The sequence below is a fragment of the Janibacter sp. DB-40 genome (assembly GCF_029510815.1).
Taxonomy (GTDB): Bacteria; Actinomycetota; Actinomycetes; order Actinomycetales; family Dermatophilaceae; genus Janibacter.
This window is the reverse complement of the sequence record NZ_CP120360.1, coordinates 2,997,091-3,010,771: the sequence shown is the minus strand read 5'-3', so window position 1 is coordinate 3,010,771 and position 13,681 is coordinate 2,997,091. Positions and strand designations below refer to the sequence as shown.

The 13,681-nt window shown below is 73.4% G+C and carries 11 protein-coding genes and 1 riboswitch; of the genes, 7 read left to right on the top strand and 4 right to left on the bottom strand.

Annotation, left to right across the window (positions count from 1 at the left end; translation table 11 throughout):
- A complete protein-coding gene (locus tag PVE36_RS14470; protein WP_277453313.1) occupies positions 1-1,521 on the bottom strand; it encodes a metallophosphoesterase in 1,521 nt (506 codons plus the stop codon).
- Positions 1,522-1,615: 94 nt separating this feature from the next.
- Positions 1,616-2,329 (bottom strand): TIGR02206 family membrane protein, encoded by a 714-nt coding sequence (locus PVE36_RS14465; RefSeq protein ID WP_277453312.1) that lies wholly within the window; start codon positions 2,327-2,329, stop codon positions 1,616-1,618.
- Positions 2,330-2,416: 87 nt separating this feature from the next.
- Between PVE36_RS14465 and PVE36_RS14460 the strand changes: the two genes are divergently transcribed.
- From PVE36_RS14460 to PVE36_RS14440, 5 genes are all read left to right on the top strand, one after another.
- The gene (locus tag PVE36_RS14460; RefSeq protein ID WP_277453311.1) at positions 2,417-4,081 is read left to right on the top strand and encodes an FAD-binding dehydrogenase; all 1,665 of its coding nucleotides are present in this window, start codon (positions 2,417-2,419) and stop codon (positions 4,079-4,081) included.
- A gap of 177 nt (positions 4,082-4,258) precedes the next feature.
- Positions 4,259-6,790, top strand: coding sequence for an FtsX-like permease family protein (locus PVE36_RS14455; RefSeq protein WP_277453310.1), 2,532 nt, complete (start codon positions 4,259-4,261; stop codon positions 6,788-6,790).
- Positions 6,769-7,275, top strand: a complete 507-nt coding sequence (locus PVE36_RS14450) for an FtsX-like permease family protein (RefSeq protein WP_277453309.1) — start codon at positions 6,769-6,771, stop codon at positions 7,273-7,275. Before PVE36_RS14455 ends, PVE36_RS14450 begins: the two co-directional genes overlap by 22 nt.
- On the top strand, positions 7,272-8,108 hold the full coding sequence (locus PVE36_RS14445) for an ATP-binding cassette domain-containing protein (RefSeq protein ID WP_277453308.1): 837 nt from the start codon (positions 7,272-7,274) through the stop codon (positions 8,106-8,108). The genes PVE36_RS14450 and PVE36_RS14445 overlap by 4 nt, the downstream gene beginning before the upstream one ends.
- Entirely contained in the window at positions 8,105-8,824 is a 720-nt protein-coding gene (locus PVE36_RS14440; RefSeq protein WP_277453307.1) for an ATP-binding cassette domain-containing protein, read from the top strand. Before PVE36_RS14445 ends, PVE36_RS14440 begins: the two co-directional genes overlap by 4 nt.
- A gap of 133 nt (positions 8,825-8,957) precedes the next feature.
- Here the strand turns inward: PVE36_RS14440 and PVE36_RS14435 are convergent, their stop codons facing one another.
- Positions 8,958-9,935 carry an NAD(P)H-quinone oxidoreductase gene (locus PVE36_RS14435; RefSeq protein WP_277453306.1) on the bottom strand — a complete coding sequence of 326 codons (978 nt, stop codon included), beginning with the start codon at positions 9,933-9,935 and terminating at the stop codon, positions 8,958-8,960.
- A gap of 1 nt (position 9,936) precedes the next feature.
- Entirely contained in the window at positions 9,937-10,269 is a 333-nt protein-coding gene (locus tag PVE36_RS14430) for a DUF4235 domain-containing protein (protein ID WP_277455864.1), read from the bottom strand.
- 130 nt (positions 10,270-10,399) lie between these two features.
- Positions 10,400-10,501, top strand: a riboswitch (TPP riboswitch).
- An 86-nt stretch (positions 10,502-10,587) separates the two neighbouring features.
- Here PVE36_RS14430 and PVE36_RS14425 point away from each other — a divergent pair.
- Positions 10,588-11,232, top strand: a complete 645-nt coding sequence (locus tag PVE36_RS14425; protein ID WP_277453305.1) for an ECF transporter S component — start codon at positions 10,588-10,590, stop codon at positions 11,230-11,232.
- Positions 11,233-11,246: 14 nt separating this feature from the next.
- On the top strand, positions 11,247-13,541 hold the full coding sequence (locus tag PVE36_RS14420) for an ATP-binding cassette domain-containing protein (protein WP_277453303.1): 2,295 nt from the start codon (positions 11,247-11,249) through the stop codon (positions 13,539-13,541).
- The last annotated feature ends 140 nt before the right edge of the window (positions 13,542-13,681 follow it).

Below are 13,681 nucleotides of genomic sequence, written 5' to 3'. Positions count from 1 at the left end.
TCACGGGGTCGGGAACGGCTCCACCGCCACCGAGTCGCCGCCGCAGGTGCGTCCCTCCTGCGGCTCCTCGGCGATCCGGCCGGCGTTGAGCACCGACACGGAGTCGAAGCTGGGCTGTCCCTCGATGACGGCGCGGTACTCGTAACGCGTCAGCCGCCCGGCCCGGCACTCCGAGTCGAAGGTGAGCACGTCGAAGGCACTCGGCTGACCGAGGAGCTCGCCGTCGGTGTTCCACGTGAAGTGGCGCAACGTCCCGGCGCCGGTGAAGGTGCCGACCTGGATGCGGTTGCCGTCGACCTCCGGGACGTGCATGTGGCCGTTGATCCGCAGGCGCCCCGGGGCGTCCTCGAGGGAGATCGGGTTGTGCGCGACGGTCAGGTCGGGCACCCGCCCGTCGCCGAGGGCCTCGACCCACGCGTCACGGGCCTCCCGCTCCCGCTGGGCCATCTCCTCGCTCGCCGGGTTGCCGAAGGTGCGCGGGTCGTTGAAGCCCGCGATGCGCAGGCCCCCGACGGTCACCTGCTGGTAGTCGCCGGGCTGCGGCTCGAGCAGGACGACGTTGTCCAGCTCGGCCAGGCGGTCGAGCAGGGCGGTGTCGTCGGGGGAGATGGCGTCGTGGTTGCCCCGGACGAAGACGTAGGGGACCCCGAGGGAGGCGATGCCCTGGTAGAGGTTGGTCAGCCGCGCCTCGACGACCTGGCTGAAGTTGATCAGGTCGCCGGAGTCGATGACGACGTCGATCCCCTGCTCCTGCACGATCGTGCGCATCAGGGCGTACTGGTTGGCCGCGTGGATGTCGGAGACGAGCAGCACCTTCAGCGCGCTCTCGTCGGGGATCTCGGCGGGCGCGTACTCGGCCTGGACGGCGTTGGAGAGCGCGAGCAGGTTGCGCACGTACGGGGTGGCCTGGTCGGCGCGCGTGCGCACGTCGCCGAGGATCCCGCGGTTGGCGACGGCCATCTCCAGCAGACCGGTGGAGTGCAGCGCCTCGAGCCGCTCGGGCGTGTAGGAGCGCTGTGCGGCGACCCCGACACCGGCGCACGTGACGGCGGTGACGAGGACGCTGCCGATGACCTGGCGGCGGCCGGGGAGGCCCCGTCGGTAGAGGCCGGCGCCGAGGACCACCAGGCCCGTCCCGAGGACGGCGCCGCCGAGGAAGCGCAGACCGACCCCAATGGCCGCCTCCCGGATCAGGCGCTCCCGGTCGGCGTCGTCGAGGGCGAGCGTGGACAGGCCGAGGTTGCCGGACTCGACCAGCTCGGTGATCTCCGGCTTGATCCGCGGCTCGACGCGGACCCCCGGCGCGAATCCGGCGAACTCGGCGGAGACGCTGCCGACGACCGTGTCGCTGCCGATGGTCGAGTGCTGCCCCCAGGAGGGGGACAGGCGCACGTCGGCGGCGTAGTAGTCGGTCTCCACGGGGACCGGCCACAGCGCCGACACGGTCGCCCCACCGGTGAGGCTCGCCGCTGCGACGAGGAGGGCCGCCGCGGCGGGACGGAGAGCTGCTGTCCATCGCACGGGGTCACTGTAGGTCGCGCACCCGATGGAGCGTGGTCAGGCCAGCCCGAAGGTGGTGGCTCGGCTCGCGCAGGTCCTCCCGTTCGCCGGCCGGTCACCTCTGCTCGATGGCGGGCGCCGGGCTCTCGACTGGCCGTCGCCGGGTCCACGGCCAGGTCATCAGGGCCCACACGGTGGCCACGAGGACGACCTCGACCAGGAGGTAGATCGGCCACGGGCCGAAGAGGTCGAGGATCGACCCTGTCGACGGCTTGCGGTTGACGAAACCGTAGTTCGTCCCGAGCAGCACGTTCGTCGGGTACATCAGGATCATCCACGTGGCGGTGATGAGTACCGTGCGTCGGTAGCCGCGCCAGTCCGGTCGGTGCCCCAGGCCGAAGGTCAGGAAAACCGCGGCCCAGACGACGAAGATGTGCATCGCCCAGAAGGCGAGGAACCGTGGATCGGGGAAGGCGGCCGACAGCGCCGGGGTGAGCAGGGCCTGGGGGGCGAGCAGGAGCCCCCACAGGTAGGTGACGCAGACGATGGTGTGGCGCCGGGTCCACAGCGCGACGACCGTGACGGCCGCGGCCAGGTCGCAGAGCTGCAGCGGCAGGCTCACACCGAGCTGGAAGTTGCCGGGCAGGTGGTCGAGCACCTGCAGCGGCAGGACGGCGGCGACGAGGCCCACCGCGAGCCAGCGACTGACCTGCCGGGGCCGGTGTCGGGTGAGTTTGCCGAGAAGCACCATCGGCCAGATCCCCGCGAGGAAGACGCCGATCATCACCAGGTGGGAGATGCCGAAGGTCTCGAACCGGGCCGCGTCCATGACCCAGTCTCCCCCGCCTGCGGGGACGATGTCAGCGCGCGGTCCGGCGACATTGCTACCCGACAGTAATGAGTTTAGTGTCACCCCATGGATGCTGATGCCATTGTCGTGGGCCACGGGCTCGCCGGACTCGTTGCCGCTGCCGAGCTCACCGACGCGGGGCGCAGGGTGCTGCTCGTCGACCAAGAGAGCGAGGCCAACCTCGGGGGGCAGGCGCACTGGTCCTTCGGCGGGCTGTTCTTCGTCGACAGCCCCGAGCAGCGCCACCTGGGCATCAAGGACTCGGCCGAGCTCGCGTACTCCGACTGGATGAACACCGCCGGCTTCGACCGCGACGAGGACCACTGGCCGCGCGAGTGGGCGAAGGCCTACCTGGACTTCGCCGGGGGCGAGAAGCGCTCGTGGCTGCACGAGCAGGGGATGCGCTGGTTCCCGATCGTCGGATGGGCCGAGCGCGGTGACGGCTCGGCGCACGGTCATGGCAACTCCGTGCCCCGCTTCCACATCACGTGGGGTACGGGACCGGGGGTCGTCGCCCCCTTCGCCCGGCGGGTGGAGGAGGCCCGCGAGCGCGGGCTGGTCACCTACGCGCACCGCCACCGCGTGGACGAGCTGATCGTCGAAGGGGGTGCCGTCACCGGGATCCGCGGGGTGCATCTCGCCGAGGACCGCGCCGAGCGGGGGGTGGCGACCAACCGCGACCCGAAGGGTGGGTTCGAGCTGCGGGCGCCCGTCGTCCTCGTCGCCTCGGGCGGCATCGGCGGCAACCACGACCTCGTCCGCGAGAACTGGCCCGAGCGCCTCGGCACCCCGCCGAAGCGCATGGTCACCGGCGTCCCCGCCCACGTCGACGGGCGGATGATCGCGATCACCCAGGAGGCCGGGGGCCGGCTGATCAACCGCGACCGGATGTGGCACTACGTCGAGGGCATCCGCAACTGGGACCCGATCTGGCCCGGTCACGGCATCCGCATCCTCCCCGGACCCAGCTCGATGTGGCTCGACGCGAACGGCGACCGCCTGCCCGCGCCGCTCCTGCCCGGCTTCGACACCCTGGGCACGCTCGCCCACCTGCGCCGCTCCGGCCACGACCACAGCTGGTTCGTGACCAACCGCTCGGTCGCAGGCAAGGAGTTCGCCCTGTCCGGCTCGGAGCAGAACGCCGACCTCACCGGCAAGGACGTCCGGGGGGTCCTGCGCAAGCGGTCGCTGGCCGATGTCACCCCGTCGATGCAGGACTTCCTGGACAAGGGTGCGGACTTCGTCATGGCCGACACCGCCGAGGAGCTCGTGGAGAGGATGAACGGTCTCCTCGAGGAGGGCGAGCCGGCCCTCGACGTCGCCCACGTCAAGCGCCAGCTCGACGAGCGCGACGGCCAGCTCGACAACGCCTACTCCAAGGACGCGCAGATCGCGGCCATGCGCGTGGCCCGGTCCTACATCGGGGACAAGATCTCCAAGCGCGCCTACCCGCCGCACAAGCTGCAGGACCCGAAGAAGGGCCCGCTCGTCGGCGTGAAGCTGCACATCCTCTCCCGCAAGACCCTCGGCGGCTTCGAGACCGACCTGTCCGGCCGGGTCCTCGGCCACGACGGCGAGCCGGTGCGCGGGCTGTACGCCGCGGGCGAGGCCTCCGGCTTCGGAGGCGGCGGCGTCCACGGCTACCGCGCTCTCGAGGGGACCTTCCTCGGCGGGTGCATCTTCTCCGGTCGCTCCGCGGGCCGGGCGATGGGAGCAGAGCTGGGGGACTGACCGAGCCGCCCCCCTTCGCGTCCCCATGTGGCTGGGTCGATGTATTCCGGCGGGTGCGAGGACGCCGGAATACATCGACCGGCGGACAACCGGAGTGGCGCGCCGCTCCACGGATCATGTGCCGACTGCATAGGGTTGCCCGCGGCACGGAAGGGGGCCACGTCGATGTGGGCAGCGTTGCGGCACCGCACAGGGCAGGTCATCGCCCTTGCCCTCGTGTCGGCACTGGTGGCCACGTGCGCGGTCTTCGCCCCCGTCTTCGCCCGCAGCGTCGACCAGGGTCTGCTGCGGGTCGCCGTCGAGGAGGCCGGTCCCGTCGCGGCCGCCACGGCCATCACCCGGGGCCGCACGTCCGAGGAGCGCACGACGATGCCCTCCGAGGTCACCGAGCTCCTCCCACGTGACCTGACGAGGGTGTCCGAGGAGCCGATCGAGGCCATGCGGCACGGCACCACGGTCGTCCCGCAGGAGGGCAAGAAGCCCTCGCCCATGGTGCTGCGCTCCCGCACCGGGGTGTGCGACCACCTCGAGATCGAGGGCGACTGCCCGTCGGCGGCCGGCGAGATCGTCGTCTCCGGCGCGGACGCGAAGGCCTGGGGGTGGCAGCCCGGGACGACCTTCGAGATCGGCCAGGAGAAGTACACGCGGTTCGAGCCCGACCCGCCGCCCGTCGAGCTGACCGTCGTCGGCGTCTACGAGGTGGCGCAGGAGGCTCCCGGTTACTGGCTCGGGGATCGCCCGGACGGCAAGTCGGGGGTGCCGCAGGGGGACATGGACCACGTGCCGGCCGTCGACGACTTCCTCACGGCCGAGGCGACGTTCAGGGACACCCTGCCGCGGGCCGTCGCGAGCGTGGTCCTGCCGCTCGATGCCGATGCGGCCACCCTCGAGTCGATGCCGCGGGCCGTCGCCGCGGCGACGCAGCTCGGCGAGGAGCACCCCGAGCTGCGGGTGGACGACTCCGCCCGGCAGCTCGTCGACGGGATCAGCACCGGCCGCGCCCAGACGGCGGTCATCGTCCCCTTCGTGATGGTCCAGCTCGCGCTGCTGTCCGTCCTCGTCCTCTTCCTCGTCGCCCAGGCGGCCGTGGACCAGCGGCGGCACGACGTCGCCCTGGCCCGCCTGCGCGGGCGCTCGCGCTCCGGTGCCCGGCGGCTGCTGCTGGCGGAGCTCACGATCCCGGTGCTGCTCGGTCTTCCCCTCGGCTTCGCCGGCGCTCTCGGCCTCGCTGCGGTCGTGCGAGCGGCGTTGCTGCCGAGCGGGATGCCCTTCGAGGTCCCCGTCAGCGTGCTCCCGTGGCTCGTGGGGGCGCTCGCCGTCTCCGTGCTGGCGGTCCACCTCGCCGCCCGCCCGGTGCTGCGTGAGCCGGTCAACGACCTCCTGCGCTCCGTGCGGCCACGGTCCGCCGGCAGCTCGGTCGTCATCGACGTGGTCGTCGTCGTCCTCGCCCTCCTCGGTGTCGGTGGGCTGGCGACCGGGGCCCTCAGCGGCCCGGCCGCGCTGGCGACGCCGACCCTGCTCGCCATCGCCGTCGGGGTGCTCGCGGCACGACTCGTCCCGTGGATCGCCGCGCGCCGGGCCCGTGCAGCCGTGCGCCGGGGACGGGTCGCCGCGGTCATCTCCGGCCGCGGTATCGGTCGGCGTCCGGCCGCGCGGCGGGTGCTCGTCGTGACGACCGTGGCCTCGGCCATCGCGATCTTCGGCGCCGACGCGGTGGTGGTCGCCGACCACAACCGGGTCGCCCGGGCCCAGCTCGAGACGGGGGCGCCCGCGGTCGCGTCCGTCAGCACGGCCACCGCGCCGGCGCTCATGGCCGCGGCGGAGACCCTCGAGAAGGCCGGCATCGAGGCCGCCCCCGTGGCCGTGATCCGCCCCCACAACGAGACGTCGGCGGCGACGATCGCCGTCGACCCGGACCGACTGCCGGGAGTGGCGCACCCGTCGACCGTGACCGCGGCCGACCTCGACGTGCTCGCGCTCCCCGAGCAGGAGCCGATCATCCTGCCGGCCGGTCCGACGAGGGCCACGGTCGAGTGGGACCTCGAGGACCGCGACAGCAGCGAGCCACCGGAGCTGCGCGTGGAGATGACCACCCCGGAGGGCAGTCGGCGCTCCACCGCCCTGGCGACCCTCGGCCCGAAGTCCCAGGGGCGCACCGAGGTCGACACCTCCCTCTTCTGCTCCGATCACTGCCGGCTGGCCGGCCTGACCCTGGCCGTCTCCGGGTCGACCGGCTCGCAGGTGCACGGCACCGTCAGCGTGACCGACCTGACCGTCGGGGGTGAGCCGCTCCCCGTGACCGGCGAGGGCACGTGGAGCTCCACCCGCGACGAGAGCGGCCTCGGTGTCGATGCGAGCACGAAGGGGGACACGCTGCGCCTCGACGTCGGCGCGGCGGACGGGGCGGACGTCTCGACGTCCGTGACCGACGTGCCCCACCCCCTTCCGGCCATCGCCTCGACCGACGATCTCGCGGTCGGCGACGTGAGCGAGGTCATCGACGTCGCAGGCGGCCAGACGCAGGTCGAGGTCGACCAGCACGTGACGGCTTTGCCGTCCGTGACCGACCGGGGGTGCTGCTCTCCCTTCCCGCCCTGGCCCGCGTCAGCGGGGAGCTGGCGACCCGCGCCGAGAGCCGGATCTGGCTCGCCGATGCCTCTCCCGCCGCCCTGGAGCGAGTCCGCGAGGTGCTCGCCGACGACGGCGTGACCGTCCGCTCCATCGCGACGACGCAGGAGGCCGACCGGGCGTTCGACGAGTCCGCCTCCGGTTGGGGCCTGCAGCTGGCCCTCATCGGTGGCGTCCTCGCCGTGCTCCTCGCCGCGCTCGTGCTGGTGATCCTCGCCGTCACCGGGTGGCGGGCCGCCGTCCGCGACCTCGCGGCCCTGCGGATCAGCGGCGTGCGGCACCGCGACATCGCCCGCGCCCTGCGCACGGAGCACGTGGCCGGCGTCGCCGTCGGGGTGCTGCTCGGGGCCGGGTCCGCCCTCGTCGGGGCACGGATCGCACTGCCGTCGATCCCCTTCTTCACCGAGCCGGCGGCGGTTCCCCGGCTCGACCTCTCACCGGCGTGGCCCGCCGTGCTCGCTGCCACGGCCGGGGTCGCCGTCGTGCTGCTCGTCCTCGCCCTGGCCATCGCCGCCGTGGTGGCGCGGCGGGTCCACCCCGCCGCCGTCCGGGGTGAGGCGTCATGACCGGGCTGCCGGTGCGCACCCACGGACTGGTGCACATCTACCGCGCCGAGGGCCACGACGTGGCGGCACTCTCCGGGGTCGACCTCACCGTCGCGGCAGGGGAGCGGATCGCGCTGCTCGGCCCGAGCGGCGCGGGGAAGTCGACGCTGCTTGCGCTCCTCGGCGGTCTGCTGCGGCCGAGCGCGGGGCGCATCCACGTCGGGGAGCACGAGCTGTCGGCGATGACGGAGGGCGAGATCGACGCCTTCCGCGCCGGTGACGTCGGCATCCTCCTGCAGGGCGCCGAGCGCAACCACCTGCCGTGGCTGAGCATCCGGGGGAACATCGACTTCGCGCAGCAGCCGGCCCGCCGGAGCGGCCGGGCGGTCCCGGCCGTGGACGAGCTCGTCGCCCTCCTCGGGCTGGGCGACGTGGCCGACGAGAAGCTCGAGCGGCTCACGCCCGGGCAGCAGCAGCTGGGCGCACTCGGCGTCGCCCTCGCCGGCGGACCCGGCCTGCTCCTCGGGGACGAGCCGACGAGCCAGCTCGACCACGAGTCCCGCGACGTCGTCCTCGACGCCCTCGCCGAGGTGGGCCGCACGCTCGGCACGACGGTCGTCGTCGTCACCCACGACCCGGACGTCGCGCGGGCCTTCCCGCGCACGGTGACCATCCGGGACGGGCGCGTCGGGGGTGAGGGTCGCAGCGGGGAGGAGTACTCCGTCGTCGCCGCGGACGGCTCGCTGCCCCTGCCGGCACCGGCGTTGGACGCCTTCCCACCGGGGACGCTGGTTCGGGTGCACCGGGACGAGGGCGGGCAGTGGCTGCTGATGCCCGGCGAGGAGGAGGCATGAGCGCGCCCACGCGTCGCGGGACCGCCACGGGACCGGCACCCGCGGACCTCGTGATCGAGGGGCTCGGGGTGGTCTACGGCGACGTGCGTGCGCTGGGTGACGTTGACGCGACCGCCCGCGCCGGTGAGGTCACCGCGGTCACCGGGCACTCCGGTGCGGGGAAGACCTCGCTGCTGTGGGCCGTCGGGGGCCTGCTCGCACAGGCCCGGACCGAGGGCACGGTCTCCCTGGGAGCGCGGACCCTCGGCGACGAGGAGTCGGCCCGGGCCGCGGGCGCCGTGCTCATCCCGCAGGGCAGCGCCCTGGCGGAGGTGCTCACGGCCCGCGACAACGTCGCCGTCCCGCTCCTGGCGGCCGGGACGGCCGGCGGCGATGCGACCAGGCGGGCCGACGAGGCGCTCGCCGCGGTCGGTCTGGGGGAGCACGGCAGCCACCTCGCCGAGGAGCTGTCCGGCGGTCAGCGCCAGCGGGTGGCCGTCGCCCGCGGACTGGCCCTCGCCTCCTTTCGTCTGGACGAAGGGGGCGTGGTCCTCCTCGCCGACGAGCCCACCTCCGAGCTCGATCACGACACCCGGGAGCGGGTGGTCGCGCTGCTCCAGGGCGTCGCCCGACGTGGCGGGATCGTCCTGCTGGCGACCCACGACCCCGAGGTCGCCGAGGTGGCCCACGCGGTCTGGCACCTCGACGCCGGCCACCTCACCACCGCAACTGCTTAGGCTCCTGCGAAGGGGCGGCGCCCACCCCGCAACTGCTTAGGCTCCTGCGAAGGGGGCGGCGCCCACCCCGCAACTGCTTAGGCTCCTGCGAAGGGGGAGGCGCCCACCCCGCAACTGCTTGGGCTCCTGCGGATCAGGGGGTGAGCAGGATCTTGCCGATGTGGCCGCTGGCCTCCAGCTCGCGGTGCGCGTCGGCCGCCCGGTCCAACGGGTGGGTGCCCTGGATGATCGGGCAGACGGCGCCGTCGTCGATGAGCGGCCACACGTGCTCGCGCACGGCGGCGACGATCGTGGCCTTCTCCTCGGGCGGACGGGCCCGCAGCGAGGTCGCGATGACGGCGGCACGCTTGCTGAGCATCTTCCCGAGGTCGAGCTCACCCGTGCGACCGCCCATGAGCCCGATGACGACCAGCCGGCCGTTCGTCGCCAGGAGGTCGACATTGCGTGGCAGGTACTTCGCACCCATGACGTCGAGGATGACGTCCGCGCCGTGCCCGTCGGTGGCGCTGCGGACCTCCTCGACGAAGTCCTGCTCGCGGTAGTTGACCGCGATGTCCGCGCCGAGCTCGCGGCAGAAGGCCAGCTTCTCCTCGGTGCCGGCGGTCACGGCCACCGTGGCGCCAGCGGCCTTGGCCAGCTGGATCGCCATCGTGCCGATGCCCGAGGAGCCGCCGTGGACGAGGAAGACCTCACCCGGCTGCAGGTTGGCGGTCATGAAGACGTTGGACCACACGGTGCAGGCCACCTCGGGCAACCCGGCCGCATCGCGCACGGACACACCCTGCGGGACCGGCAGCAGCTGGGCGGCCGGCACGAGCACCTGCTCGGCGTAGCCGCCGCCGTCGACGAGCGCGCAGACCTCTTCGCCGACGGACCAGCCGTCGACGTCGGGGCCCACCTCGCGGATCGTGCCCGAGACCTCCAGGCCGGGAAGGGGGGAGGCCCCCTTCGGCGGCGGGTAGAGGCCCTTGCGCTGCATGACGTCGGCCCGGTTGACGCCCACGGCGACCGTGTCGACGACGACCTGACCCGACTGCGGGCGCGGGTCGTCGACGTCGGTGGCCTGCAGGACGTCGGCGTCCCCGGGCTCGGTGATCGAGATGCCCCGCACGTCAGGAGCGCTTGCGGCTGTGCTTGCTGATCTCGTCGGCGTTGGCGCCACCCTCGGCCAGCTCGCGCTCCATGTTCTCGCGCATCGGCTTGGGCAGGTGGCCCGCCGAGCGCTGGTAGATCGCGGCGGCCTGACGCGTGGTGAAGGTCCGGGCCAGACCGACGGCCAGACCAACGAGGGCGGCGTAGGCCAGCGCCTCCCCGAACGGGATGTCCGGGTTGGTCGGGTCGATCTCGGAGTCGTGCCCGGCCTTCTTCCAGATCGCCGTGATGACCTTCTTCGACACGATGCCGGCGATGATCGCCGACCCCGTCCCGAGCAGCTTCCAGACCATGTTGCCCACGTCGGTTGTCCCTTCGTCTAGGGGGGCGCAGCGGATGCCGCGCCAAGTACTCGTCGTGCACAACACTGCCACAGGACGGGCCGCCAGCACTGGTCATCGCGCGTACAGCGAGTATGCTGGCAGGGCACGACAGGGGAGCGCACAGCGCTGAGAGTGCGGGCAACCGCAGACCCTCGTACCTGATCCGGTTCGCACCGGCGTAGGGAGTCGAGTCTCAAGGGCCCTCGTCGATGCCGAGGCCCCCGGGGCCGCGGTCATCGGCGGTGGGAACCCTCCCTGTGGGTTCATCGACACAGGAGAAGCACCCACATGACCACCACCAAGCCGACGGACCACGTCCGCGCCGGCACCGTCCTCGCCACCCGCCCGTTGATGGGCTGGCGCACCGTCGACCTGCTGACCGTCGCCTTCCTCGGCGTGGCCTTCGGCGTCGCCTACTGGGGGTACGGCCTCCTCTACAACGGCCCGATCTCCGCGCTCGGGCTGGCCTTCCAGCCGCTGTTCGGCCTCTTCGTCGGCTTCTGGTTCATCGCCGGGATCGTCGGTGGGCTCGTCATCCGCCGCCCGGGCGCGGCCCTGGCGTGCGAGCTCATCGCGGCGACCGTCTCCGCGCTCTTCGGCAACCAGTGGGGCGTGACGACGATCGTCTCCGGCCTCGCCCAGGGCATCGGCGCCGAGCTCGCCTTCGCGATCTTCGCCTACGCGTCCTTCGGCCCGATGGTCGCACTCCTGTCTGGCGCCCTCTCGGCGCCGCTGGAGTGGCTCTACGAGATCGGCACCTACTTCCCCGACTGGACCTGGACGTGGAAGCTGGCCTACCTGCCGCTCATGGTCGCTTCCGGCATCGTCATCGCCGGCCTCGGTGGCTGGCTGCTCACCCGGGCGCTCGCGCGCGCCGGCGCGCTCAACCCCTTCCCGCCGGGCCAGGAGGTCCTGGAGCAGAGGGCGGTCTGATCGCGGTGACCGTGATGCGTCGCCAGCCCACTCGGCCGGGTGGAGGTGCACGCGGCGAGGACTTCTCCGCGCGCACGCCTCCACCAGCGAAGGGGGGAGAGGTCGAGGTCCGCGGCCTGACCTGGCGCCCGATGGGCCGTCGGGAGCCGGTGCTGCGCGACCTCGACCTGACCGTCCCCGCGGGCCAGCGGGTGTTGCTCGTCGGGCCGAGCGGGTCGGGCAAGTCCACCCTACTGCGGGCGCTCGCGGGTCTGCTGCTCACCGTCGACTCGGGAGACCTCTCCGGCACCGTGCGCCTCGACGGCCGCGCGCCGGGCGAGCGGCCGGGGTCGGTCGGGCTGGTCCTGCAGGAGCCCGGCTCCGGCACCGTCGCGGCCACGGTCGGCCGGGACGTCGCCTTCGGCCTGGAGAACATCGCCCTTCCCGCGGAGGAGATGCCGCCGCGCGTGACGGCTGCGCTCGAGAGGGTCGGTCTGGGCCACCTGCCGCTGGACACACCGACCCACACCCTCTCGGGCGGGCAGACCCAGCGCCTCGCCCTCGCCGGGGCCCTCGCGCTGCAACCGTCCCTGCTCCTGCTCGACGAGCCGACCGCGATGCTCGACGACGCGACCGGCGCGGAGGTGCGCGATGCCGTCATCGCCGCCGGCGAGGGGCTGACCACGGTCCTCGTCGAGCACCGCATCGGGCCCTGGGTCGACCTCGTCGACCGGGTCGTCGTCCTCGACATCCACGGGCGGGTCCGCCACGACGGCACCCCTGCCGCGGTGCTCGCCGAGCACCACGACGAGCTCGTCGCCGACGGCATCTGGGTCCCCGGGGCGCCCGCACCGGAGCCGACGGTCATCGACCTCGGACCCCTGCACCGGCCGCACCCCGCCGGCACCGACCTCGTCACGGCGGAGCCGCTCCGCGTCGAGCGGCGTCGTACCCGCCTCGACGGCAGCACGGAGGTCATGACCGCCCTGGCCACGGACGAGACCCTCACCGCCACCGCAGGCCGGACCACCGCGCTCGTCGGGCCCAGCGGCGGCGGCAAGAGCACCTGGCTGGCGGCGACGGCCGGGCTGCTGCCCCCTTCGTCCGGTCGCGTGGTGACGCACGACGGGCGCGACGTCGCGGACCTGCCGGCCGAGGAGGTCGCCGGCCGGCTCGGCTGGGTCCCGCAGTGGAGCTCCAGCGCACTGCTCGCGCGCACCGTCCTCGACGAGGTCATGCTCACCGGTCGCACGCTCGGCACGCAGGACGAGGGGAGGGCCCGTCACCTCCTCGAGGCGCTCGGCCTGGCCCACCTCGAGCGGGCCGACCCGCAGACGCTCTCCGGTGGTGAGCAGCGCCGCCTGGCGGTTGCCGCGGCACTGGCCCACGGCCCCGGGGTCGTCCTCGCCGACGAGCCCACCGTCGGGCAGGACCGCGGCACCTGGGCGGCCGTCGTCGGGCTGCTCATTGCGCACCGGGAGCGGGGAGGTGCGGTCGTCACCGCGACGCACGACCCCGACCTCGTCCGGCTCGCCGACGAGGTGCACACCGTCCTGCCCCCACCGCCGCGCGAGGCGCCGCCACGACCACGGGCGGTGCTCTCGGCGTGCGGGCCGCTGTCCCTCTTCGCCGCTGCCGCCCTGCCGATCGTCGCGGCGGTGCTCTCGCCGGGGTGGCGGACCTCGCTCGTCGTCCTCGCCTTCCTCGCGCTCGGCGCACTCGTCGGCCTCGCCAACCTCCCCGGCAGCGGGCGTGGCTGGACCGTCTCCGGTCGCTGGCGTGGTCTGGCGATCCGCCTGGTGCCCGCGCTGCTCGGCGGCCTCGGCGTCGGCTGGTCGACGTGGCTGCTCGGCACCCGGGACCTCGGCGACGCGCTCTCGGCGGCCACGCGCATGCTCGTCATCGTCGTGCCGTCGGCGATCACACTCGCCTTCATCGACCCCGACGACCTCGCCGACCACCTCGGCCAGCGCCTCCGGCTACCAGCACGGCCGGTCGTGGCCGTCGGTGCTGCACTGCAGCGCATCCAGTCCTTCGGGGCGGCGTGGACCGAGGTCGGCTGGGCACGACGGCTGCGGGGCCGGGGCGTCAGCTGGCGGCACCCGCGCAGCGTGGTCGCGTACCTGTGCTCCTCCACGATGGGGATGTTGCTGCGCTCGCTCGGCTCGGCCGCGACCCTCGCGGTCGCGATGGACGCGCGCGGGTTCGCCTCGGCCGGGCGCCGGACCTGGGCGACCCGTGCCCCGTGGCGGCTGGCGGACACGCTCGTCGTGCTCGTGGCGTGCGTGCCGATTGCCATCGTCGTGGCGGGTCGCTTCCTCCGAGTGTGAGCGGGTGAAGGAGGGGGTGTGGCCCGGCTCAGGCCGAAGTCCGCACCGGTCACGGCAGGTGACGACTACCCGTAGGTGTGCGGACTTCGCGCCAAGGGCCGCCCCGCTCCCTTTGCCCGCTCTATCCTCGACCGACGGCG

Coding starts and splice junctions, on each gene's coding strand:
- PVE36_RS14465 (WP_277453312.1), bottom strand. CDS start 2,329: ATGGACGCGGCCCGGTTCGAGACCTTCGGCATCTCCCACCTGGTGATG.
- PVE36_RS14460 (WP_277453311.1), top strand. CDS start 2,417: ATGGATGCTGATGCCATTGTCGTGGGCCACGGGCTCGCCGGACTCGTT.
- PVE36_RS14445 (WP_277453308.1), top strand. CDS start 7,272: ATGACCGGGCTGCCGGTGCGCACCCACGGACTGGTGCACATCTACCGC.
- PVE36_RS14440 (WP_277453307.1), top strand. CDS start 8,105: ATGAGCGCGCCCACGCGTCGCGGGACCGCCACGGGACCGGCACCCGCG.
- PVE36_RS14430 (WP_277455864.1), bottom strand. CDS start 10,269: ATGGTCTGGAAGCTGCTCGGGACGGGGTCGGCGATCATCGCCGGCATC.
- PVE36_RS14425 (WP_277453305.1), top strand. CDS start 10,588: ATGACCACCACCAAGCCGACGGACCACGTCCGCGCCGGCACCGTCCTC.
- PVE36_RS14420 (WP_277453303.1), top strand. CDS start 11,247: ATGCGTCGCCAGCCCACTCGGCCGGGTGGAGGTGCACGCGGCGAGGAC.